The organism is Arthrobacter sp. KUASC02, from assembly GCF_059739395.1.
In genome coordinates, this window is sequence record NZ_AP046053.1 from 2,263,831 (window position 1) to 2,286,031 (window position 22,201).

General features: G+C 65.7%; 19 protein-coding genes. 11 read left to right on the forward strand and 8 right to left on the reverse strand.

Annotated features, from left to right (window positions below; genetic code table 11):
• Positions 1-227 precede the first annotated feature (227 nt).
• The 4 genes from AC6JAC_RS10410 to AC6JAC_RS10425 form a co-directional block, all read right to left on the reverse strand.
• A complete protein-coding gene (locus AC6JAC_RS10410) occupies positions 228-1,211 on the reverse strand; it encodes a S1C family serine protease (protein WP_028269078.1) in 984 nt (327 codons plus the stop codon).
• A gap of 122 nt (positions 1,212-1,333) precedes the next feature.
• A complete protein-coding gene (locus tag AC6JAC_RS10415) occupies positions 1,334-1,843 on the reverse strand; it encodes an NUDIX domain-containing protein (protein ID WP_497964592.1) in 510 nt (169 codons plus the stop codon).
• Between the two features lie 87 nt (positions 1,844-1,930).
• On the reverse strand, positions 1,931-2,671 hold the full coding sequence (locus AC6JAC_RS10420; protein WP_028269080.1) for a type 1 glutamine amidotransferase: 741 nt from the start codon (positions 2,669-2,671) through the stop codon (positions 1,931-1,933).
• A complete protein-coding gene (locus tag AC6JAC_RS10425) occupies positions 2,668-3,957 on the reverse strand; it encodes a Mur ligase family protein (protein WP_028269081.1) in 1,290 nt (429 codons plus the stop codon). Before AC6JAC_RS10425 ends, AC6JAC_RS10420 begins: the two co-directional genes overlap by 4 nt.
• A 90-nt stretch (positions 3,958-4,047) precedes the next feature.
• Between AC6JAC_RS10425 and pdxT the strand changes: the two genes are divergently transcribed.
• The 9 genes from pdxT (at position 4,048) to AC6JAC_RS10470 (ending at position 14,031) form a co-directional block, all read left to right on the forward strand.
• Complete coding sequence (pdxT, locus tag AC6JAC_RS10430; protein WP_028269082.1) at positions 4,048-4,758, forward strand: pyridoxal 5'-phosphate synthase glutaminase subunit PdxT; 711 nt, start codon at positions 4,048-4,050, stop codon at positions 4,756-4,758.
• Between the two features lie 3 nt (positions 4,759-4,761).
• Complete coding sequence (locus tag AC6JAC_RS10435; protein WP_028269083.1) at positions 4,762-5,517, forward strand: YebC/PmpR family DNA-binding transcriptional regulator; 756 nt, start codon at positions 4,762-4,764, stop codon at positions 5,515-5,517.
• A gap of 34 nt (positions 5,518-5,551) precedes the next feature.
• Positions 5,552-6,130 carry a crossover junction endodeoxyribonuclease RuvC gene (ruvC, locus tag AC6JAC_RS10440; protein ID WP_028269084.1) on the forward strand — a complete coding sequence of 193 codons (579 nt, stop codon included), beginning with the start codon at positions 5,552-5,554 and terminating at the stop codon, positions 6,128-6,130.
• 95 nt (positions 6,131-6,225) lie between these two features.
• The gene (gene ruvA, locus AC6JAC_RS10445) at positions 6,226-6,870 is read left to right on the forward strand and encodes a Holliday junction branch migration protein RuvA (RefSeq protein ID WP_028269085.1); all 645 of its coding nucleotides are present in this window, start codon (positions 6,226-6,228) and stop codon (positions 6,868-6,870) included.
• Positions 6,863-7,951 (forward strand): Holliday junction branch migration DNA helicase RuvB, encoded by a 1,089-nt coding sequence (ruvB, locus tag AC6JAC_RS10450; RefSeq protein WP_028269086.1) that lies wholly within the window; start codon positions 6,863-6,865, stop codon positions 7,949-7,951. Before ruvA ends, ruvB begins: the two co-directional genes overlap by 8 nt.
• A gap of 231 nt (positions 7,952-8,182) precedes the next feature.
• Positions 8,183-8,608 (forward strand): preprotein translocase subunit YajC, encoded by a 426-nt coding sequence (gene yajC / locus AC6JAC_RS10455; RefSeq protein ID WP_028269087.1) that lies wholly within the window; start codon positions 8,183-8,185, stop codon positions 8,606-8,608.
• A gap of 115 nt (positions 8,609-8,723) precedes the next feature.
• Positions 8,724-10,481 (forward strand): protein translocase subunit SecD, encoded by a 1,758-nt coding sequence (secD, locus tag AC6JAC_RS10460; protein ID WP_028269088.1) that lies wholly within the window; start codon positions 8,724-8,726, stop codon positions 10,479-10,481.
• Positions 10,482-11,504, forward strand: a complete 1,023-nt coding sequence (secF, locus tag AC6JAC_RS10465; protein WP_028269089.1) for a protein translocase subunit SecF — start codon at positions 10,482-10,484, stop codon at positions 11,502-11,504.
• 133 nt (positions 11,505-11,637) lie between these two features.
• Positions 11,638-14,031 (forward strand): RelA/SpoT family protein, encoded by a 2,394-nt coding sequence (locus tag AC6JAC_RS10470; protein ID WP_028269090.1) that lies wholly within the window; start codon positions 11,638-11,640, stop codon positions 14,029-14,031.
• Positions 14,032-14,085: 54 nt separating this feature from the next.
• Here the strand turns inward: AC6JAC_RS10470 and AC6JAC_RS10475 are convergent, their stop codons facing one another.
• From AC6JAC_RS10475 to AC6JAC_RS10485, 3 genes are all read right to left on the reverse strand, one after another.
• On the reverse strand, positions 14,086-14,715 hold the full coding sequence (locus AC6JAC_RS10475; RefSeq protein ID WP_028269091.1) for a type IV toxin-antitoxin system AbiEi family antitoxin: 630 nt from the start codon (positions 14,713-14,715) through the stop codon (positions 14,086-14,088).
• 93 nt (positions 14,716-14,808) lie between these two features.
• A complete protein-coding gene (locus AC6JAC_RS10480; protein WP_028269092.1) occupies positions 14,809-16,569 on the reverse strand; it encodes a DUF349 domain-containing protein in 1,761 nt (586 codons plus the stop codon).
• A gap of 61 nt (positions 16,570-16,630) precedes the next feature.
• Positions 16,631-17,431 (reverse strand): peptidylprolyl isomerase, encoded by an 801-nt coding sequence (locus tag AC6JAC_RS10485; protein WP_028269093.1) that lies wholly within the window; start codon positions 17,429-17,431, stop codon positions 16,631-16,633.
• Between the two features lie 255 nt (positions 17,432-17,686).
• On the opposite strand from AC6JAC_RS10485, the gene hisS reads away from it, so the two are divergent.
• Complete coding sequence (gene hisS / locus AC6JAC_RS10490; RefSeq protein ID WP_497964598.1) at positions 17,687-19,030, forward strand: histidine--tRNA ligase; 1,344 nt, start codon at positions 17,687-17,689, stop codon at positions 19,028-19,030.
• A 7-nt stretch (positions 19,031-19,037) separates the two neighbouring features.
• On the opposite strand, the gene AC6JAC_RS10495 is transcribed toward hisS, so the two are convergent.
• On the reverse strand, positions 19,038-20,294 hold the full coding sequence (locus tag AC6JAC_RS10495; protein WP_028269095.1) for an APC family permease: 1,257 nt from the start codon (positions 20,292-20,294) through the stop codon (positions 19,038-19,040).
• A 109-nt stretch (positions 20,295-20,403) separates the two neighbouring features.
• Here AC6JAC_RS10495 and aspS point away from each other — a divergent pair, with 109 nt between their 5' ends.
• The gene (gene aspS, locus AC6JAC_RS10500; protein WP_028269096.1) at positions 20,404-22,185 is read left to right on the forward strand and encodes an aspartate--tRNA ligase; all 1,782 of its coding nucleotides are present in this window, start codon (positions 20,404-20,406) and stop codon (positions 22,183-22,185) included.
• Positions 22,186-22,201 lie beyond the last annotated feature (16 nt).

Genomic DNA, 22,201 nt, shown 5'->3' on the forward strand with positions numbered 1-22,201 from the left:
CGTGTGATAAGCGCACGGAGAACGATATGAGGGCACCCCCCGTGCCTACCCCAATATCCACAATCCCGGCTCCGGTAACGGTGATCCGGCCGCCGGCCTGTAGTGCTCGAACAGCGCTCTTCCGCCACGTCTGTGTGATGGGAGGGCTTGTTCACCAACAACGATAGCGCGATGGCCGGAATCAGAATAGGCGCAATGGGTTATTTTTTGCGCACATGTACTGCGGCCTAGCCTTTGTCGGTCATTTCTTCCGGGACGGCCACCACATGCAGTTCGGTTCCGTCCCGGAGCGCCGAAATGTCCAGCGGCGCTCCGATCGCCTCGGCGAACAGGAGCTTCTGGAGGCTCTCTGCGTTCGAGACGGACTTCCGGCCGACGCTCAGCAGCACGTCTCCGGCGCGGAGGCCCGCCCGTTCGGCGGGTGATCCCGGAAGGACTTCCACCACCAGGAGCCCGTCACGGTGACCGGTCCGGACCACGGAGCTCACCGGAAGCTGGACGGGGGTGTTCACCAGTCCGAGGTAGGCGCGCCGGACCCGTCCGTCCGAGAGGAGCGAGGCGATGATTCGGCGCGAGGTGGCATTGATCGGAACCGCCAGCCCCAGTCCCGCACCGGCGACGGCCGTGTTGATTCCCACGATCCGGCCGCGGGCGTCTGCCAGGGCCCCGCCGGAGCTGCCGGCATTGAGCGCGGCATCGGTCTGGATGACGTCCTCGATCACGCGGCGGTTGCGTCCGGACCATACAGGGATGGAACGTCCCAGGCCGCTGACGACTCCCGCCGTCACGGAGCCCGAAAGCCCCAACGGGTTGCCGACAGCGATAACCAGTTGACCGACTTTGAGGAGTTCAGCGTCACCGAATTCGGCCGGCTGGGCAATCGGTGCCCTCCCGTGGACGATGGCGAGGTCGGACAGGGGATCGGCGCCTACGACTTCCACGGCCGTCCGGGTGCCGTCGGCAAAGACCGCGTGGCCTTTTCCGGCCGAGCCCACCACATGGGCGTTGGTCACCAGGTATCCGTCCGAGGTGAACAGGACTGCCGAGCCTGCGCCCGCGCGGTACCTGCCGTTGCGGCCATTGCCGGTCATTTCGACGGCGGCAACGTGCGGGGTGACGGTTTCGGCCACGCGGATAACCGTGGCGGAATAGGAATCCAAGGGGTCTTCGGTAGCGTTCGCTCCGTTGAATCCGCTGCTGACTGCCTCCATGGCGCGCCTCCTGAGAAGATGCTTACCTATGTCAACGGTTGGGCACCCGGCGGTAGTCCGGCGACGGCTACGCCTTCAGAGAAATCCGGCAGGGAAATCCGTCAGGGAATCCGTCCGAGGAATCAGCGGTGGTCCTGCTGCAGCCGGCGCCAGAGGTCCGGCCAGGCTGTTGCGAACGCCGGGTGCAGTTCCCGGTCCTGAACGGAACCTGCCGGAACCCACCTGAGCTCGATGCTCTCGGCATCGTTGATGGCGGGGTCGAAGGATTCCATGACGCGGACCGCCACCGTGGTGTAGGACCAGTAGCCGACGTCGAACACGGACGTGAACAGCACGCGGACGTTCTCCGGGGGCACGGCGGCTTCTTCGTGGGCTTCGCGCAGGGCGCCGGTGATGGCGTCTTCGCCGTGGTGGAGCGCGCCGCCGGGCAGGCCCCAGGTTCCGCCGTGGTGACTCCACGCGGCCCGGTGCTGCAGCAGGATGCCTTTGGCGGGATCCTGGACCAGGAGCCCGGCCGATCCGAAGCGGCCCCAGAATTTGCCCACCGCGCCTTCGACCCAGGCATCGCCGGGATCGCGCGGGCCGGACGGGTGGCGGAGGTGTTCCGGGAGGCTGGCGGCTGCAGTGTCCATGGGACCAGTTTCCCACGGTCCGTTTTCCGGCCGGTCACAAAGCGTCACCGGTGAGTCGTTGCAGGTGTGGAACCGGACCGTACGGTTCTAGCGGGGCCGCCGTGCGGCGTGTTCCCGCGCCATTACGGCGTAGCGGTCGTCCGGCGTGCCGGCGGTGAAGCTTCCGTATTTGCGCTCCACGGCGGTGCGGATCAGGAAGTCGGCAATGGCTGGATTCTTGGGCAGGAGTGATCCGTGGAGGTAGCTCGCCACGATATTCCGGTAGCGCGCCCCTTCTTTCCCGTCGCTGCTGTTGTTGCCGGTGCCCTTGGAGGTGGTGCCCAGCGGCTGAACGCCGGGGCCGAGGGTCGTCTGGCCGCTGTGGTTTTCGTAACCCAGGATGTCCCCGAACTCGGGAGAGGACACCGTGACATTGCCGATCAGGCGTTCATCGGTGCCGTGCGTCTCGACATCCAAGACGCCGATGCCCGGAATCACCGAACCCGTACGCGTCTTGAAGAACCGTCCGAAGAGCTGGTAGAGCCCGCAGATCAGCAGCATGGGCGTTCCGCCTTCAGCCAGTTCCTTGAGCGTCGATTCACGGGAGAGCAGATCGTCCTGGATCACCAGCTGACCGCTGTCCTGCCCGCCGCCGCCCACGATCAGGTCCACATCGGCCGGAAAGTCGTCGCCGACGTTGTATTCGAGCAGCTCCGGGGTGTAGCCGTGCCAGCGGAGGCGCTGCTGGAGGACCAGGGCGTTGCCCCAGTCACCGTAGATGTTCATGTCGCGGGGATAGAGCTGCAGGACCCGGATGGTTCCCTTGCTTTCTTCGGACGCCGGGCTCATGAGACCACCTCCACTGTGGTGATTTTGGACAGCTCGCGGCGGATGGCCAGCATTGCCGTGTAAGTGCAGAAAATACGCTTGGGCTTGTCCTTGGCACCCTGGATGAATGCGGCAAGAGCCGGTGCGATTTCCGGGTTCACTGCGCCGATTGCCACCTCGTCGTACTGCAGCCGGAGGGCCATGTCGTAGGCCCGGGAACCGGACAACTGGTCCACGCCGCCTTCACGCAGCGAATCGAACTCCACGTCCCAAAGCCAGGACATGTCGCGGCCGTCGGCGTAGTTGTCATTGATCGCCACCATCGTGGCGTAGCCGCCGGCCGGGAAGGACTTCAGGCCCAGCCGGAAACCGCTGGGGTTCTTGACCAGCACCAGGTCCAGCGGCAGGCCGTCAACCACCAGGCTCTCGCCGCGGCCGAAGGCGGGCGCAACCTCGGACAGGGCCTTAAGCAAGCCGCCATGATCCGTGGGCGCGGCGCCGTTCCCGGCGATGCAACGGGCCAGGACAAGCGCGGCCGCGGCATTGAAAATGTTGTAGACGCCGCGGAGCTTCATCCCGGTGGTGACCGTGGCGCCGTCGTACTCAAAATCGGCGTCATCGGTGCCCACCCGGCGCAGTACGACGTCGGCGTGCGGCTTTGCCGGCAGCGCCGGCGCCGGGCTGCCGGGCCCGGCGCGGAGGTCGTCGTCGTTCGGGAACGTGCTGAGCAGGGAATCGTCGAGGCCGAAGTAGCGCACTTCGGGACCGTCCAGGGTGTCCGCTATGCGGGCGACGCGCGGATCCTCACGGTTCAGGACCACGGTGCCGGTGGTCTTGGACGCGATGTGCTGCAGCAGCTGGGCGGTTTTGTCGATTTCGCCGAAGCGGTCCAACTGGTCGCGGAGCACGTTGAGCAGCAGGCTGTAGCGCGGCGGAACCCTGTTGACGAAGTGCACAGCGTGCGCCTCATCCAGTTCCAGTACCGCGATGTCCGCGTCGAGCCGGCCCCGCCAGTCGACATCGCCCAGCAGGGCTGCGGCGACTCCGCGGGTGAAGTTGCTGCCGGTGCGGTTCGTGAAGACCTTCAGCCCCTGGCTCTCCAGCAGCTCCACCACCATTTTGGTGGTGGTGGTTTTGCCGTTCGTCCCGCTGACCACGGCGACACCCAGGGGCAGCGTGGACAGCGTCCGCTGCATGAAACCGGGGTCGACTTTCTCCACTACGAGGCCGGGGAGGGCAGAGCCTCCGCCCCTGAGCCGGGAAACCCGGCGGACGAGCTTGCCGAGCGGAACGCTGAAGTAAAGCATGCTCTGAATATATCCCAGTCACGGCATGGAACCGGGCCGGCCGGCCCCGCGCGGCAAGCCTCCGGCCATGCGGAGCACTATGCTGATTGGATGACCAACCCCCCTTCCACGGACTATTCCCGCGCGGGTGCAGGCCTTCGAATCGGTGTTCTGGCGCTCCAGGGCGACTTCCGGGAGCACCTGCGTTCGGCAGAAGCAACCGGCGCCACCGGCGTCGGAATCCGGCGGCCCTCCGAACTTGACGGCATCGACGGACTAATCATTCCCGGCGGCGAATCCACCACGATCGACAAGCTTGCCCGGGCGTTTGAACTCGCCGACCCCTTGCGCAAGCTCATCGCGGACGGCCTGCCGGTCTACGGCTCCTGCGCCGGCATGATCCTGCTCGCCGACGAAATCGCGGACCCCGCCACCGACCTGGCGGGCAATCCGCAACAGACATTCGGCGGGCTGGACATCACGGTCCGCCGCAACGCTTTCGGCCGACAGCGGGAATCCTTTGAGACCGACCTCGAATTCAAGGGGCTGGAGTTCAGCGACACGGGCGGCGGTGTGGCCCCGGTGCACGCGGTGTTCATCCGCGGGCCCTGGGTGGAGCGCGTGGGCCCGGGCGTGGAGGTCCTGGCGCAGGTGGAACCCGCGGATCCGGTCCACGCTTCGCATGCGGCCGCCCTGCAGGGGACGGCTAGAATTGTTGCAGTGCGTTCCGGCCACCTGCTGGCCACCTCCTTCCACCCGGAAGTGACAGGGGAGAAGCGCGTGCATGAACTGTTTATTCGAATGATCAGAGGAGAAGCGTAAAGCATGTCAGGCCACTCCAAATGGGCGACGACCAAGCACAAGAAGGCCATCCTTGATAGCCGCCGGGCCAAGTCGTTCGCCAAGCTGATCAAGAACATCGAAGTAGCGGCGCGGATGGGCGGCCCGGACCTGTCCGGCAACCCTGGGCTGGAACTCGCGGTCACGAAGGCCAAAAAGACCTCTGTCCCCGCCGACAATATCGACCGCGCCATCAAGCGCGGCGCCGGCCTCACCGGCGAGGTCGTGGACTACACGGAGATCATGTACGAATGCCGCGGCCCGCAGGGTTCGGCGCTGCTGATCGAATGCCTCACGGACAACAAGAACCGTGCAGCCTCCGAGGTCCGGCTGGCCATTTCACGCAACGGCGGCACCATCGCCGATCCCGGTTCCGTCAGCTACCTCTTTTCCCGCAAGGGCGTCGTCACGCTGCCCAAGAACGGGCTCAGCGAAGACGACGTTCTGATGGCCGTGCTCGACGCCGGCGCAGAGGAAGTCAAGGACAACGGAGACACCTTCGAAATCCACTCGGACCCGAAGGACCTCCAGGCTGTCCGCGACGCGCTCAAGGAAGCCGGTATCGACTACGACACCGACGAAGCAGAGTTCGTTCCCTCCATGGAGGTGCCGCTGGACCTCGACGCCGCCAAGAAATTCATGAAACTGGTGGACGCACTGGAGGAACTCGACGACGTCCAGAACGTCTACAGCAACGCCGACCTGAGCGACGAAGTGCAGGCCGCACTGGAAGCCGAGTGATCCGGCAGCCCTGCTGTGAAACTGAGGCCCGGCCTTGACTCTCCGCGTGTTGGGAGTCGACCCGGGCCTCACCCGTTGCGGCATCGGCGTTGTGGACGTCGAGAAGAACCGCCGCGCCACCATGGTGGCTGTCGGCGTTGTGGGAACATCGCCGGAGGAGAGCCTGGACCAGCGGCTGCTGGTGATCGCCACATCCATCGACGACTGGCTGGACCGCTATGAACCGCATGTCCTCGCCGTGGAGCGGGTGTTCTCCCAGTTGAACGTCAGTACCGTCATGGGTGTCGCCCAGGCATCCGGCGTGGTGATTGCCGCCGCCGCACGCCGCGGTATCCCCGTGGCCCTGCACACGCCGTCGGAAGTTAAAGCTGCCGTGACGGGCAGCGGAACATCCAACAAGGATGCCGTCACCAAACTGGTCACGAAGATCCTGCGCCTGGACGCCCCGCCGCGTCCGGCCGACGCCGCCGACGCGCTGGCACTGGCCATCACGCACGCGTGGCGGGCCGGCAGCGGGGCTGCCATCGCGACGACCGGCCCCGGCAGCCAGTCGCTGACCCCTGCCCAGCGGGCGTGGGCAGAGGCGGAAGCCAAAGCGCGCCGTGCACGGTGAATGTCCGGGCTCCTTGCTAGGGTATTCGTAGATATGTTCGGATAGCCGGTTGAAAACCGGTTGCATTTTTTTGCAGTAGACCCAGGAGCCCGGCCTTGATCAGTTTTCTCCGCGGAACCGTAGCGCACGTCGGGTTGTCGTCCGCCGTGATCGACCTCAACGGCGCCGGCATGAGCGTGAACGCCACACCCCAGACCCTCAGCGGGCTGCGCCTCGGAGAAGAGGGCAAGCTCTACACCTCGCTGATCGTTCGTGAGGATTCACTGACGCTGTTCGGCTTCTCCAGCGATGACGAACGCGAGGTGTTCGATATCCTGCTCAGCGTGAGCGGCGTCGGGCCCCGCCTGGCACTGGCCGTCCTTGCCGTCCACGATCCCGAAGCCATCCGCGTCGCGGCGCACACCGGCGACGGCAAAGCGTTCACCAAGGTCCCCGGCATCGGACCGAAGGTCGCCGGCAGGATAGTCCTGGAACTCGCCGGAAAACTCGTGCCGCACGGCACCGGTTCGGCGGCAGCACCCGCAGCAGCCGCTCCCGCCCCGTGGAAGCCGCAGGTGGTGGCAGCAATGACGAGCCTCGGCTGGTCCGAAAAGGATGCCACTGCCAGCATCGACAAAGCACTGTCGGATTCCCCGGAACTCGAGGCCGGCGGCCAGGTGGCCGAAATCCTGCGGGCCACGCTGCGCTGGCTTGGCCAGGACGGCGCGCGCGCGGGCAACCGGGTAGGCAGTCGTGGCTGAGCCCACCCTGGTTGGCGGGGGAGAGGAGCCGGAGGAGCGGGTCATCGAGGCGGCCCTCCGGCCCAAGAACCTGCACGACTTCGTGGGCCAGCACCGTGTCCGCAAGCAACTGTCCCTGGTGCTGGAAGCATCGCGAATGCGCGGCCGCAGCGCCGACCACGTCCTGTTGTCCGGCCCGCCCGGCCTGGGCAAGACCACGTTGTCCATGATCATCGCGGCCGAGATGAACGCCCCGCTGCGGATCAGCAGCGGTCCGGCCATCCAGCACGCCGGAGACCTGGCCGCCATCCTTTCCTCCCTCTCGGAAGGAGAGGTCCTCTTCCTCGATGAGATCCACCGCATGTCCCGGCCCGCGGAAGAAATGCTGTACATGGCCATGGAGGACTTCCGCGTGGACATCGTGGTGGGAAAGGGCGCCGGAGCCACGGCAATTCCCCTCGAGCTGCCTCCGTTTACCCTGGTGGGCGCCACCACGCGTGCCGGCCTCCTGCCGGGGCCGTTGCGCGACAGGTTCGGCTTCACCGGCCACCTGGAGTTCTATTCCGTTGAGGAACTGGAGCTCGTCCTGAGGCGTTCGGCCGGCCTGCTGGACCTGAAGGTCAACTCGGCGGGCTTCAGCGAAATCGCGGGCAGGTCCAGGGGCACTCCCCGAATTGCGAACCGCCTGCTCCGCCGCGTCCGCGACTGGGCGCTCGTCCACGGCATTGAGCAGATCGATGCGCGCGCGGCCTCTGCCGCGCTTGACATGTACGAGGTGGACAAGAGGGGCCTTGACCGGCTGGACCGCTCCGTCCTCGAAGCCCTGATCACCAAGTTCGGCGGCGGGCCGGTGGGCCTTTCAACACTGGCCATTGCCGTGGGTGAAGAGCCGGAAACGGTGGAGACCGTTGCCGAGCCCTACCTGGTCCGCGAGGGGCTCCTCGGGCGGACGCCGCGCGGCCGGATCGCGATGGCACCGGCCTGGACCCACCTGGGCTACGCGGTTCCGGACGGAGTGTTCGGCCAGGAAACGCTGGCCCTGTTCGAAACGGACGACCTCAGCGTCGAGCCGGTGGCAGGGTGGCTGCCGAACGGCCAATAGCAGCGTCCGGCTTACTTTCCCTTTAGACTGGTATGACGCTCGGCACGTTCGGGTCTTTGTTTCTGTGGGCGGCTCCGGCCGCCGTTGGCTGGGCATGGTTTTTCTGCCGGGTGGGCCGAAACGAAGCCGACGTTGCTGTAAATCAGCTACGCAAGTACAGAACGGAAACTTCCTGTGTTCGGACATATTACTGCCCAGGCCCAGCCGCAGGCCGGCGGCGGCATCGACATCATGACCATCCTGCTCTTCGTGATGCTCGGAGTCTTCATCTTCATGATGTTCCGCCGCAACAAGAAGACCCAGCAGCAGCAGGCAACGCTTCAGTCGCAGTTCGCCCCGGGCGTCGAGGTCATGACCAGCTTCGGACTCTTCGGACGCATCGTCTCCATCAACGAGGACGAAAACAAGGTCGTCATCGAACTGTCCCCGGGCAACCTGGCCACCGTGCACCGCCAGGCCGTCACCAAGATCGTTGAGCCGGTTGTTGCTGCCGAAGAGCCCACCGTCGTTCCGGACGACGCCTCCTCCCTGACCGGACACGACGCCGACCGCGCCGATGCCGTTAACCGCCCCGAGGCCGTCCGCACCGACGTTGCTAACGAGACGCCGGAAGAATCGCTGAAGCGTCTTAACGACGAAGGCAAGAAGGACAGCTAGTCTGGCGTTTCCGCCAAGTCCCGCTAAGTAGAATTAACGACGGTAGCGGGCTGCCGCCGGAGTGTGAGCGGAGCTCGCCCCGGCGGCTCCTCCGTAAACAATAGAAAGATCGACAATGGCACGTACTGGCCCCAAAAACTCAGCACTCAGGGTGCTGGTCTGGCTCGGCGTTATCCTCGCCGTCATGACTGCCGTGCTCGCCGGCGGCTCCATTTCCGGCCAGGCCAGCTGGGCACCAAAGCTTGCACTTGACCTTGAGGGCGGAACCCAGATGATCCTGGCGCCCAAGGTCGAGGGCGGTTCGGACATCAACGAGGATCAGCTCAACCAGGCCGTTGCGATCATTCGCCAGCGCGTGGACGGCTCGGGCGTCGCGGAAGCGGAAATCAGCACGCAGTCCGGCCGCAACGTGGTGGTCAGCCTTCCGGGTACCCCGTCCAAGGAGACCCGCGCCCTCATCCAGGCTTCGGCCGACATGAACTTCCGCCCGGTGCTCCAGGCCGGAGCCGGCGCCGCCGTGCCTACGGAATCCCTGACTCCGGACGACAAGCTGCCCAAGCCGACGGCTGAGCCGGCCAACAGCAGCGACGTCAACTGGGTCACGCCCGAGGTGTACAAGAAGTTCGAGACGCTGGACTGCGACAACCCCTCGCAGGACAAGCAGGAACGCTCGGACCCCGCCAAGCCGCTGGTGACCTGTGAGCCGGCGACGGCCACGTCCCCGGCCATCAAGTACATCCTGGGTCCGGTGGAAGTGAAGGGCTCGAACATCAAGTCCTCGTCCTTCCAGCTGCAGCAGGGAGCACAGGGCGCTGTCACCAACGAATGGGCCGTGAACATCCAGTTCGACGAGCAGGGAACCGCCAAGTTCAAGGAAGTCACTGAACGGCTGTACCAGTTCTTCGTGGCCGCCGGCGGCGAATCGGGCAACGACCCCAAGGCCCAGTTCGCCATTGTCCTCGATGACCAGGTCATCTCCGCTCCGCGCTCCCTTGCTGTGATCACCGACGGCCGTCCCCAGATCACCGGCGGATTCACCGAGCAGTCCGCAAAGGCATTGTCGGACCAGCTGCGCTTCGGTGCACTCCCCATCAGCTTCGAGATCCAGAGCGAGCAGCAGATTTCCGCAACCCTGGGCGGTGAGCAGCTCAAGATGGGCCTGCTCGCCGGTGTGATCGGCCTGCTGCTCGTGGTGGTCTACTCCCTCTTCCAGTACCGGGCGCTCGGATTCGTCACCATTTTCTCCCTTGTGGTGGCCGGAGCCCTGACCTATCTGGCGATTGCCATCCTGGGCTGGACCGAGAACTACCGCTTGTCACTCGCCGGCGTCGCCGGCCTCATCGTGGCCATCGGCCAGACGGCTGACTCGTTCATCGTCTACTTCGAACGAATCCGTGATGAACTGCGCGAAGGCCGCGGGCTCGTCTCCGCCGTGGAAAACGGCTGGAAGCGTGCCAAGCGCACCGTCCTGGCCTCCAAGGCAGTGAACCTGCTGGCAGCGCTGGTCCTCTACTTCGTCGCTGTGGGCAACGTGCGCGGCTTTGCGTTCACCCTGGGCCTGACCGCCATCGCCGACCTCATCGTCGTGTTCATGTTCACCCACCCGACCCTGCAGCTCCTGGCCCGCACCAAGTTCTTCGGCGAGGGCCACCGCTTCTCCGGCCTTGACCCCAAGCGCCTCGGCGCCGTGCCGCTCTACCGCGGTGCAGGCAGGCTCCGCACACCGGAAGAAAAGCCGGGTGTGGTGCGCGCCAAGAACACCGGCGCCGCAGCTGAAGCCGAGCGCCGGATGACCATTGCAGAACGCCGCCTGGCGGAAAAGCAGGAGCAGCTTGCCGGTTCCTCCAAGAGCACGTCCAAGGAGGGCAAGTAAATGACCACGAATTTTGCCACGTTCGGCAATGAGCTCTACACGGGCAAGCGCTCGTACAACTTCGTCGGTTCCAAGAAGATCTGGTTCATCATCGCGGCCGTCGCCGTGGCGCTGTCCATCCTCCTCCCGGTGGCCAAGGGCGGATTCAACCTCGGCATCGAGTTCCGGGGCGGGTCCGAATTCACCGTCTCCAACGTGAAGACCACGGAAGCGTCCCTCGGCGAGAAAGCCGTCCAGGACGTCGTGGAGGGCAGCATTCCACGCGTGGCCAACGTCGCCGGCAGCACGATGCGGATCCAGACGGACAAGCTCACCGATGACGAAACCCTCCGCATCAAGGAAGGGCTGACCACCGCCTACGGTGTCACGGACAACGAGGTGACCTCCACCTTCGTGGGTCCCACCTGGGGTGCTGACGTCACCAAGCAGGCGCTCCTGGGCCTGGTGATTTTTGTCGTCATCGCGGCCGTCCTGATGGCGCTCTACTTCCGGACCTGGAAGATGTCGCTTTCGGCGCTGGTAGGCATGCTCGTGACCATGTTTGTCACTGCGGGTGTGTACGCCCTCAGCGACTTCGAAGTGACGCCGTCCGCCATTATCGGGTTCCTTACGGTGCTCAGCTACTCGCTGTATGACACGGTGGTGGTCTTCGACAAGATCCGCGAGAACACCGCAGACCTTGACGCCTCCACCCGCCGCACGTTTGCCGAAGAGGTCAACCTTGCCGTCAACCAGACGCTGGTCCGGTCCATCAACACGATGATGGTGGCCATTCTTCCCGTGGGCGCCATCCTGTTCATCGGTGCCGGCCTCCTGGGCGCGGGCACCCTGCGCGATCTGTCGCTGGCCCTGTTCGTTGGAATCCTGATCGGCACGGCAGCAACCATCTTCATCGCGGCCCCGCTGTATGCCTGGCTGAGGCAGAGCGAACCCGCGCTGGTCAAGCAGGCAGAGCGCGTTGAACGCCGCCGTAGCGAGTCGGCTGCGAAGGCAGCCGCTGCGCCGGAGACTGCAACAGCCTAATCTGTTCGGCTGCCGAGGGCCGGACTCCGTCATTCGTGACGGGGTCCGGCCCTTCGCATCTGCGTCCCGGTTACGGATGTGTCCTGCCGCGGGAATAGACTGGGATAATTAACGGGTCGTGAGGGGTGCTTCATTGGAAGAACGTTCGACGTCGGCGCCAACGGCCGACGGTGGTGAAGGTCCGGGCCAGGGTCCGCAGACCGGTTTGGTCGCGCCCGGGCACCCGGATGCAGGCGTGCCGGTTGACAGTTCAGGGTTCCGTCCCACCTTCCCCGGACGCCGCGAACGCACCAGGTCCAGACTGGCGCGGCTGACCGGCCGCGGTACGGCAACGTACTCGCCCATCCTGGAACCGCTACTCCGCACCGTTCGGGCCAACAACCCGAAAGAGGATTTCGACCTCATCCAGCGGGCCTTCGTGGTGGCCGAACAGAGCCACCGGGGGCAGAAACGCAAGAGCGGCGATCCGTACATTACCCACCCCGTCGCGGTGGCCACCATCCTGGCCGAACTCGGACTGAGCGGCACCACCCTGGCAGCCGCCCTCCTGCACGACACCGTTGAAGACACCCCCTACACGCTTGCGGACCTCAAGAGGGACTTCGGCCCCGAGGTCGCCATGCTGGTTGACGGCGTGACCAAGCTGGACAAGGTGAGCTTCGGCGAAGCCGCACAGTCCGAAACCGTCCGCAAGATGGTGGTCGCGATGGCCAAGGACATCCGCGTGCTGATGATCAAACTCGCGGACCGGCTGCACAATGCGCGCACCTGGCGGTTCGTGTCCGCGGAGTCATCGGCCCGCAAAGCCCGCGAAACGCTGGAAATCTTCGCACCGCTGGCACACCGCCTCGGAATGAACACCATCAAGTGGGAACTTGAAGACCTGTCCTTCGCGGCGCTGTACCCGAAGGTATACGAGGAAATCGTGCGCATGGTGGGGGACCGGACCCCGGAGCGCGAAAAGAGCCTGAGCGTCATCCGGAACCAGATCACCGACGATCTCCGGACCGCCAAGATCAAGGCCACCATCACGGGCCGGCCCAAGCATTACTACTCGATTTACCAGAAGATGATTGTCCGCGACAAGGACTTCGACGACATCAACGACCTGATGGGTGTTCGCGTCCTGGTGGATTCCGTCCGGGACTGTTACGCCGCCCTGGGCACGCTGCATTCGCGCTGGAACCCGCTTCCGGGCCGGTTCAAGGACTACATCGCGATGCCGAAGTTCAACATGTACCAGTCCCTACACACCACGGTCATCGGGCCGGGCGGCAAACCGGTGGAAATCCAGATCCGCACCCACGAAATGCACCGCCGCGCCGAGTACGGCGTCGCAGCGCACTGGAAGTACAAGGATCAGCCGAACAGGACGGCCGCCGGCCCCGGCAGCCCCCGCGACGGCGACATGGGCTGGCTCCGGTCCCTGGTCGACTGGCAGCAGGAAACATCCGACCCCGGCGAGTTCCTGGACTCCCTGCGGTTTGAAATCAATGCCCGTGAAGTGTTCGTGTTCACGCCCAAGGGTGAAGTGATGGCACTGCCTGCCGGATCAACGCCCGTGGACTTCGCCTATGCCGTCCACACCGAAGTGGGCCACCGGACCATCGGAGCCAGGGTCAACGGCAAGCTGGTTCCCCTCAACAGCGAGCTCAACCACGGTGACTGGGTTGAGATCTTTACCTCCAAGGCGGAGGGCGCCGGCCCCAGCCAGGACTGGCAGCACTTCGTCAAGAGCGCCCGAGCCCGCAACAAGATCCGGCAATGGTTCAGCAAGGAACGCCGCGAAGAGGCAATTGACCGCGGCAAGGAACTCCTGACCAAAGCGATGCGGAAGCAGAACCTTCCCCTGCAGCGCCTGATGACCCATGACGCCCTGGCCGAAGTCGCCGAGCACTTCAAGTATGTGGACATCTCCGGCCTCTACGCCGGGGTGGGTGACGGGCACACGTCGGCCCAGTCCGTCATGGAGCGCCTTGTGGAGACCCTCGGCGGGAACGAGGGCCCGGAGGATGACCTGACCGAGGTCAGCATCCCCACCCAGGTGAGCAAGACGAAGTACTCCGACTCCGGCGTGATCGTCCGCGGTGTGGGGGACGTCTGGGTCAAGCTCGCCCGCTGCTGTACGCCGGTGCCTCCGGATCCCATCCTGGGGTTCGTGACCCGGGGATCAGGAGTGTCTGTGCACCGCACGGACTGCACCAATGTCTCCGACCTGAAGGACCAGCCGGACCGCATCGTGGAAGTTGACTGGGCTCCCACCCAGTCCAGCGTGTTCCTCGTGGAGATTCAGGTGGAGGCCCTGGACCGGAAGTCGCTGCTGTCCGACGTCACCAGGATCCTCTCCGAAAATCACGTCAACATCCTTGCCGCCAGCGTGCACACGTCAACGGACAGGGTGGCCATCTCGAAGTTCGCATTCGAGATGGGGGACCCCAAATACCTCAGCCACGTGCTCAGTGCGGTGCGCCGGATCGACGGTGTGTTTGATGTTTACCGGACCACAGGAAACCGGCGGCGCAGCTAACAACCCGTCGGGGGAACCGGCCGCGGCTAAACCTGTCGGGGGAACTAGCCGCGGCTATCCGGGCTCGGGCTTTAGGGCCGAGAGTATCTCCAGGGCCGCCTTCTTGTGCGGAACCCGGGGCGTGGCCTCGACGGCCAGCGTGAGCAGCCGCAGCCTGACATCCAGCTCAGGGCGTGCCAGCATCTTCCGCAGGGCCGGCAACGCCCGTTCCGCGTCCACGTGCAGGGCGATGTCCAGGGCTGTACGCAGCGGACTGGAAACCATCAGCCCGCCCAGGCTGACGACGTCGAACGGGCCAAGCCTGACTTCGTGCAGGGTGCAACCGCGGGTGGACCTCAAGCTGGAAACCCGGCGGGTGGCATCCACGAGGAGCGCAAGGCGGTCCGGTTCCCCGGCGCAGCCGTAGATCCATGCCGCCGTCATCCTGCCCGCCACGACCCGCTGCCGGATACCCGGCGGGACGGCAAAGGAGGCCGCGCGGGCCCGCAGCTGCGGAGTGGCCGCAGTACCAGGCAGCATGTACCCGCGCTGGTACAACTGGCTCAGGAGGCCGTCCGCGGCCATCGCCTGCAATTCCGGCCACGAGAATACACGGCCGGGCGAATAGAGTTCCGTGGGCCCGGGGACTGCGGGCACATGGTGCGCCGGCACGGTGCGTGGGGTGAGCGGAGACGAGGTAGCCATTCAGCCATCTTTTCCTGCCGGCTTAAACGGGTACAGGCCCCGTTCCGGATATGTGGATAAACGGAACGGGGCCTGTACTTGGCGCCTGTGTGCTTATGACAGTTCGCTGGCCGAGCGGGAGATCTGGTCAAGCCACGCCTGGCGTGCCTCCAGGGCTTCCTGGGCGGCCTTGATCTTGCGCTGGTCCCCGGCCTTCTCCGCCTTCGCGAGGTCTTCCTTCAGCCCGGCGATGGCGGCTTCCAGCTGCGACAGGGCGCTATTGGTCCGCGCCTTCGTCTCCGGGTTGGACCGCTTCCAGTTTTCGTCCTCGGCGTGGCGGACAGCGTCCTCCACCTTCCGGAGCCCGGCTTCGATCCGGCCCATGTCCGCACGAGGAACCTTGCCGGCCTCCTCCCAGCGGTCACGGATGGACTGGAGCGCCTTCTTGGCCGTGCCGAGATCCTTGATCGGCAGCAGGGCGTTCGCTTCGACCAGAAGGGCTTCCTTCACGGTCAGGTTCGCGCCGTATTCCTGGTCGATCTCGTCGTTGGCTGCCTGCCGCGAGGTGAAGAAGACGTCCTGAGCGGCGCGGAAGCGCGCCCACAGTGCGTCGTCGTCCTTGCGGCTTGCCCGCGGTGAGGCCTTCCATTCGTCCATCAGGCGGCGGTATTCACCGGCGGCGAAACCCCAGTCGGTGGAGGAAGACAGTGCCTCAGCTTCAGCGATCAGCTTTTCCTTCGCGGCCTTGGCTGCGGAGTTGTTGCTGTCCAGCTGCGAGAAGTACGCCCGGCGGTGGCGGTCGAAGACCGTCCGCGCTGCCCGGAACCGCTTCCAGAGAGCGTCCTCGTTGCTGCGGCCCAGCCGGACGCCGTTCTTCTGCGCCGTCTTCCAGCTTTCGAAGAGTTCGTTCATCCGGGCGCTGGAGGTCTTCCACTGGATCTGCGCGGGATCATGACCGGAAATTTCTTCAGCCTCCGCAACGATCGCTTCGCGGGCGGCCAGTTCGGCGGCGCGCACGGCGTCGTGTTCGGCCTTTTCGGCCTTTTCCAGTTCCGCAATCTGGGTGGACAGCGTGTCGAGACGGGCCTCGGCCGAGCGGAGATCGCCCACCATGTTCCGTTCAGCGAGCTGCTCGCGCAGGTGCGTCACGGTTTTCTGCATGTCGGTGGTCGGGGCCTTGGAGCTCACCCGCTGTTCAAGCAGGACAATCTGGGCCACCACGTCGTCGTACTTCCGGGCGAAGTAGCCAAGGGCTTCCTCGTCGCTGACGTCCGGGTACTGACCGACGGGGTGTTCTTCGCCGTCGATGGTCAGGAAGACGTGGCCGTCGCCTTCGACGCGGCCCCAGCGTGCGGCTTCGGCCAGGGATGCAGCCGAGGAGACCGGAGCGGGGACGGGAACGGCAGGGGAGGACGCAGCCTTCGGCCGTGCCGCGAAGGCAGCCGGTGAAGGCGCCGGGCGGGCTGCCGGACGCGGAGCCGGCGCTGGCGCGGCGGGAGCGTCAGCCTCCGCAGCCGGAGTCTCTGAGGCCGGAGCCTCAGCAGGCACGTCAGCCTCTGCGGACGGAGTCTCTGCCGCCGGAGCCTCAGCAGGCACGTCAGCCTCCGCAGCCGGAACCTCGGCCTCGGCGGGCACCTCAGCCTCCGCAGCCGGAACCTCGGCGGGCACCTCGGCCTCCGTAGCCGGAACCTCGGCCGGGGCCTCAACCTCAGCCTCAGGTGCGGAAGTTTCCTGGTCCGCTGACTGCGCATCTGCCGTAGCTTCGGGGGCTGCGTCGTTGCCGGCCGCCTGTGCGTCGTCAACCACCTGAGCGCCGGTCTCGGCTTCGTCGGAGGCTGCTGTTACTGTTTCGTCGGATTTCTGACTGTCTGTCACCGCTAAAAGTCTTTCGCTTGGAGGGAAATACCTGCACCCGCAGCGTGGAGGCCGGGGCTGGTTACTTCAGAGAGAACGAGTCTATCGTGACTGGTTCCGCAGGAGCGCCGTCTGTTGCGCTTCCGCCTGTCTTAATACCGCCTGCGGCGATATTTGCCACCACATCAAGGCCGGATGTCACCTTGCCCACTACCGTGTAGCCGCCGGCCTCATCGGCCGGAATGACCGTGTCCTTATAGACGATGAAGAACTGGGTGCCGTTTCCGTAGGCGTTGCCTCCGGTCCGCGCCACTGCAATGGTTCCGGCCGGATACTTGTTGTCTGCCGGCGTGTTTTCCAGCGGACCCCAGGTGTACGCGGGGTCGCCCTGTCCGTCACCGGTTTTCGACCCGCACTGCAGGACGCCGAACGTCTCGCCCGTGGTCAGCCGGTGGCAGCTGATGCCGCTGTAGTAGTTCTCGTCGGCCAGGGATTTGAAGACCGCGGCCGCCTGCGGTGCCTTGGTTCCGTCCAGTTCAACGGCCAAAGCCCCGCTGTTCAGCTTGAGCTCGCCGGTAAAGACCTTGCCCGCCGCGGTCTCCGGCTTAGGGATATTGGTGCCGTTTGTGGCCGCCGGCGTCGGTGACGCCGAAGGGCTGGTCAGCCCGGCCTGCGCTGCCGCGTACTCGTCCTCTGAGGGGTTGCTGGCGAAGACGGTGAGTTGAAGGACGACGGCGAGGACCAGCGCCCCGGCGCCCGCCCCGACAGCAAGGAGGTTGTCGCGCTTACGGCGTTTTTCCTGCTGCCGCCGCAACTCGCGCTTCGCTTCCATCTGCAGGATGCGCCGCTTAGCCTCGCGGGCGCTCCGTGAACTGGCCGCCAAAAGTCCTCCTGGGTGTCGGGCCGGCCCGCCGGACGGGCCAAGGGCGACGTCCGGTGTCCGGCAGCAAGCGGCAGGCGGTGCTCCGGGCACCTCCATTAGAAGTTGCAGGCGCCGAAAGCATAAACTGACTGCCGCACATAGTTTATGCATGACTGGCTGGACTCCCGCCCTTACCGCCGCTTTTTGATCACATGGCGGAATCGGATCACCGGGCAGGGTACTCCGGCCTTCTGTTACCTGAGGAGAAAATCCACCATGGCACGCACCGCCTCCCTGTCCGGATTCCCCGAGTGGCTTCCCGAGGAGCGGCTGGTGGAGCTGCATGTGCTGGACACCTTGCGGCGTGTCTTCGAACTGCACGGCTTCTCCTCGATCGAGACCCGCGCAGTGGAAACCGTGGGACAGCTGCTCCGCAAGGGCGAGATCGACAAAGAAGTTTATGGACTCAGCCGCCTGCAGGAGGATGAAGAGGAGTCCAGGGCCGCCAAGGGTGACCACCACGCCCTCGCCCTGCACTTCGACCTGACCGTGCCGTTCGCCCGTTACGTCGTGGAGAACGCCGGCTACCTCGCATTTCCGTTCCGCCGCTACCAGATCCAGAAGGTGTGGCGCGGCGAGCGTCCGCAGGAGGGCCGCGCCCGCGAATTCGCCCAGGCGGATATCGACATTGTGGGCGACGGCGTGCTGCCGTTCCGCTACGACGTCGAAATCGCGCTGGTCATCGCCGAAGCCCTCGGCGCCCTCCCGATTCCCGACTTCCGCCTGCGCATCAACAACCGCAAGCTGGCCGAGGGCTTCTACCGCGGGATCGGCCTGACGGACACTGCCGGAGTCCTGCGGAGCATCGACAAGCTGGAGAAGATCGGCCCTGCCAAGGTGGCCGAGCTGCTGAAGACGGAGCTGGGAGCCACTGAGGAACAGGCGCAGGCCGCCCTGAGCCTGGCCGGCATCCGGACCGAGGACACCTCCTTCGTTGAAAAGGTCCGTGCCCTGGGCGTGAAGGACGAGCTGCTGGAGGAAGGGCTGAACGAGCTGGAGCAGGTCATCGCAGCCGCCGTGCACCGTGCTCCCGGCAAGGTGGTGGCGGACCTGAGCATCGCCCGCGGCCTCGACTACTACACCGGAACCGTGGTGGAAACCGTCCTGGTGGGCCATGAACAACTCGGCTCCATCTGCTCCGGCGGGCGCTACGACGCCCTGGCCAGCAAGGGAAACCGTAAGTTCCCGGGTGTCGGCCTCTCCATCGGCGTCACCCGCCTCGTCTCCAGGATCCTGAGCCAGGAACTGGCCCAGGCCACCCGCAAGGTACCCACGGCAGTGCTCGTCGCGCTGAACAACGACGACAGCTGGGGCGCGGCCCAGGATGTCGCCGCGCAGCTCCGCTCCCGCGGGATCTCCACCGAGGTGGCGGCGAAGGCTGAGAAGTTCGGCAAGCAGATCAAGTTCGCGGACCGGCGCGGCATCCCGTTCGTCTGGTTCACGGACGACGACGGCAAGCACCAGGTCAAGGACATCCGTTCGGGCGAGCAGACGGACGCCGACCCCGCCACGTGGACTCCGTCGGACGAGGACCTGTACGTCCGGGTGGTTAACGCCTAAGCGGCCGTCACGGACGCAGCCGCCGCTTCCGGAGGCGCAGCACCAGGAAGCGGCCGGCTACTCCGGCGGCCAGTACGGCCGCCATGCCGGCCACCGAAGCCAGCGGCAACGTGAAGGCCAGGACCAGGCATCCGACAAAACCGGCGGCATTCAGCCAGCGGGGTGCGGTGCCCGGCCGCTCGGCCATGGTGAAAGCGGCAGCATTCGTCACCGAGTAGTAGATCAGCACGCCGAAACTCGAGAAGCCCACCACGGTGAGCACATCCGTGGTGACGAGCAGTGCCACCACTGCGGCAGCCACTGACAGCTCGGCGACGACAGGCACGGTGTGGCGGCCGCCCACCCGGGCCAGGGGAGACGGGAGGTCCCGTTCCCGGGCCATAGCCAGTGCCGTGCGGCCCACTCCGGTAATGAGGGCCAGCAGGGCTCCCAGGCAGGCGGCTGCTGCTCCGGCCTGGACGAAAGGTCCCCCGGCGCTGAATCCCGAGAGGAGCACCGCGTCCAGCAGCGGTGACACGGATTCCGCCAGCCGGGCCGGGGAGAGGTGCCAGAGCAGAAGCACGGCAAGGCCAAGGTAGATCACGAAAGCCGCGGCCAGGGCCGCCAATATCGCCCGCGGTATGGTCCGCGCGGGATCCTTGACTTCCTCGCCCAGCGTGGCGATCCGGGCGTAGCCGGCAAAGGCGAAGAACATCAGCCCGGCGGCCGGCAGGATTCCCCAGGCGCTGCCGGCATTTGCCGCCAGGGCGCCGGGTTCCGGGTGGGGGCCGGATAGGCCGGCAACGGCAACAAACACCAGGGTGGCCAGCACGATCCCGAGCAGGATCCGGGTCAGCAGCGCGGTGCGGGTGATGCCCATGAGGTTGACCACCGTGAGTACTGCGACGGCGGCGATGGCCACGGGCGTGGCATAGCCCGGTGCCGCGTAATGGCCGAAGGTCAGGGCCATGGCCGCGCAGGATGCGGTTTTTCCGGTGACAAAACCCCAGCCGGCGATGAAGCCCGGCCATTCGCCCAGCTGTTTGCGGCCGTAAACATACGTCCCTCCGCTGGCCGGGTATTTGGCAGCCAGCTGGGCTGACGCAACGGCATTGCAGTAGGCAATCGCGCCGGCGACCAGCACGGAGACAATCATGAGCGGGCCGGCCAGGGCGGTGGCCGGGGAGAAGACGACGAACACGCCGGCACCGAGCATGGAGCCAAGCCCGATTGCGGTGGCGTCAAGCACTCCGAGCCGGCGCTGAAGCCGTTGATGGGTCTGCATGGCGGAAGGAAAGCCTCTCCAACGGGTAAACTCGAACGGGGCTGTTCCCGTAACGGTCCTATTCAACATCATCTCTGTATTCCTGCTGTCTCCTTCAGAAAGGCGTGCTGTGCTGCGCACACATGACCTCGGATCCCTTCGCTCCGAGCACATTGGACAAACCGTAACCCTTGCCGGCTGGGTGGGCCGGCGTCGTGATCACGGTGGTGTGGCATTCGTTGACCTTCGCGATGCCTCCGGCGTCGCCCAGGTGGTAGTCCGGGAAGAAGAGGTTTTCCACGGCCTCCGCAATGAGTACGTGCTCCAGGTCATCGGGACGGTTTCGCAGCGTCCGGAGGGCAACGAAAACCCGGCCCTGGCCACCGGCCAGATCGAGGTCATCGCGGAGAAGGTGACCATCCTCAACACCTCGGATCCGCTGCCCTTCCAGATCGACGAGCACGTCGAGGTGGGCGAGGAAGCCCGGCTCAAGCACCGTTACCTTGACCTGCGCCGCCCGGGCCCCGCCCGCAACATGCGCCTGCGTTCAGAGGCAAACCGCGTGGCCCGCGAGCTGCTCCACCGCGACGGTTACGTGGAGATTGAAACCCCCACCCTGACGCGCTCGACGCCGGAAGGCGCCCGCGACTTCGTGGTCCCCGCACGCCTCGCACCGGGTTCCTGGTACGCGCTGCCGCAGTCGCCGCAGCTTTTCAAGCAGCTCCTGCAGGTGGGCGGCTTCGAGAAGTACTACCAGATCGCGCGCTGCTACCGCGATGAGGACTTCCGCGCGGACCGCCAGCCGGAATTCACCCAGCTGGACATCGAAGCGAGCTTCGTGGAGCAGGACGACATCATTTCGCTCGGCGAAAACATCGTCAAAGCCTTGTGGCAGCTGATCGACGTCGAAATCCCGACGCCCATCCAGCGCATCACCTACGCCGACGCCATGGCACGCTACGGCTCGGACAAGCCGGACCTCCGCTTCGGCCAGGAACTGACCGAACTGACGGAATTCTTCAAGGACACCAACTTCGGCGTGTTCAAGGCGCCCTACGTCGGTGCCGTGGTCATGCCGGGCGGCGCCTCGCAGGCACGCCGCGCCCTGGATGCCTGGCAGGAATGGGCCAAGCAGCGCGGCGCCAAGGGCCTTGCCTACGTCCTGTTCAAGGAAGACGGCGAGCTGACCGGTCCCGTGGCCAAGAACCTCACGGACACCGAGCGGGCCGGCCTGGCCGACGCCGTCGGTGCCAAGCCGGGCGACTGCATCTTCTTCGCTGCCGGCGAGAAGACGCCCTCCCGTGCACTCCTCGGAGCCGCGCGCGTTGAAATCGGGCACCGCACCGGCCTGATCAACCCCTCGGACTGGGCGTTCTGCTGGGTGGTTGATGCCCCGATGTTCGAGCCCGCCGCTGCCGCGGTGGCCTCGGGCGACGTTGCTGTCGGTGCCGGCCAGTGGACCGCGGTCCACCACGCCTTCACGTCGCCCAAGCCCGAATTCATGGATTCCTTCGACCAGGATCCGGAGTCCGCCCTGTCCTACGCCTATGACATTGTCTGTAACGGCAACGAAATCGGCGGCGGTTCCATCCGTATCCACGAGCGTGACGTGCAGGAACGCGTGTTCGAGCTCATGGGCCTGGACAAGGCGGACGCCGAGACCAAGTTCGGGTTCCTGCTGGAAGGCTTCAAGTTCGGCGCTCCGCCGCATGGCGGCATCGCCTTCGGCTGGGACCGCGTTGTCGCACTCCTGGCCGGCGTGGAGTCGATCCGCGACGTCATCGCCTTCCCGAAGTCCGGCGGCGGCTACGACCCCCTGACCCAGGCTCCCGCGCCGATCACCGCGCAGCAGCGCAAGGAAGCCGGCGTCGACTTCAAGCCGGAAGCCAAGAAGGACGACAGCGCCAAGTAGCACCGCATGATCAGCA

Excerpts from the sequence above, each read along its gene's own strand:
- AC6JAC_RS10410 (WP_028269078.1), bottom strand. The coding sequence starts at position 1,211 with ATGGAGGCAGTCAGCAGCGGATTCAACGGAGCGAACGCTACCGAAGAC.
- AC6JAC_RS10415 (WP_497964592.1), bottom strand. The coding sequence starts at position 1,843 with ATGGACACTGCAGCCGCCAGCCTCCCGGAACACCTCCGCCACCCGTCC.
- AC6JAC_RS10420 (WP_028269080.1), bottom strand. The coding sequence starts at position 2,671 with ATGAGCCCGGCGTCCGAAGAAAGCAAGGGAACCATCCGGGTCCTGCAG.
- AC6JAC_RS10425 (WP_028269081.1), bottom strand. The coding sequence starts at position 3,957 with ATGCTTTACTTCAGCGTTCCGCTCGGCAAGCTCGTCCGCCGGGTTTCC.
- pdxT (WP_028269082.1), top strand. The coding sequence starts at position 4,048 with ATGACCAACCCCCCTTCCACGGACTATTCCCGCGCGGGTGCAGGCCTT.
- AC6JAC_RS10435 (WP_028269083.1), top strand. The coding sequence starts at position 4,762 with ATGTCAGGCCACTCCAAATGGGCGACGACCAAGCACAAGAAGGCCATC.
- yajC (WP_028269087.1), top strand. The coding sequence starts at position 8,183 with ATGACCATCCTGCTCTTCGTGATGCTCGGAGTCTTCATCTTCATGATG.
- secD (WP_028269088.1), top strand. The coding sequence starts at position 8,724 with ATGGCACGTACTGGCCCCAAAAACTCAGCACTCAGGGTGCTGGTCTGG.
- secF (WP_028269089.1), top strand. The coding sequence starts at position 10,482 with ATGACCACGAATTTTGCCACGTTCGGCAATGAGCTCTACACGGGCAAG.
- AC6JAC_RS10475 (WP_028269091.1), bottom strand. The coding sequence starts at position 14,715 with ATGGCTACCTCGTCTCCGCTCACCCCACGCACCGTGCCGGCGCACCAT.
- hisS (WP_497964598.1), top strand. The coding sequence starts at position 17,687 with ATGGCACGCACCGCCTCCCTGTCCGGATTCCCCGAGTGGCTTCCCGAG.
- AC6JAC_RS10495 (WP_028269095.1), bottom strand. The coding sequence starts at position 20,294 with ATGCAGACCCATCAACGGCTTCAGCGCCGGCTCGGAGTGCTTGACGCC.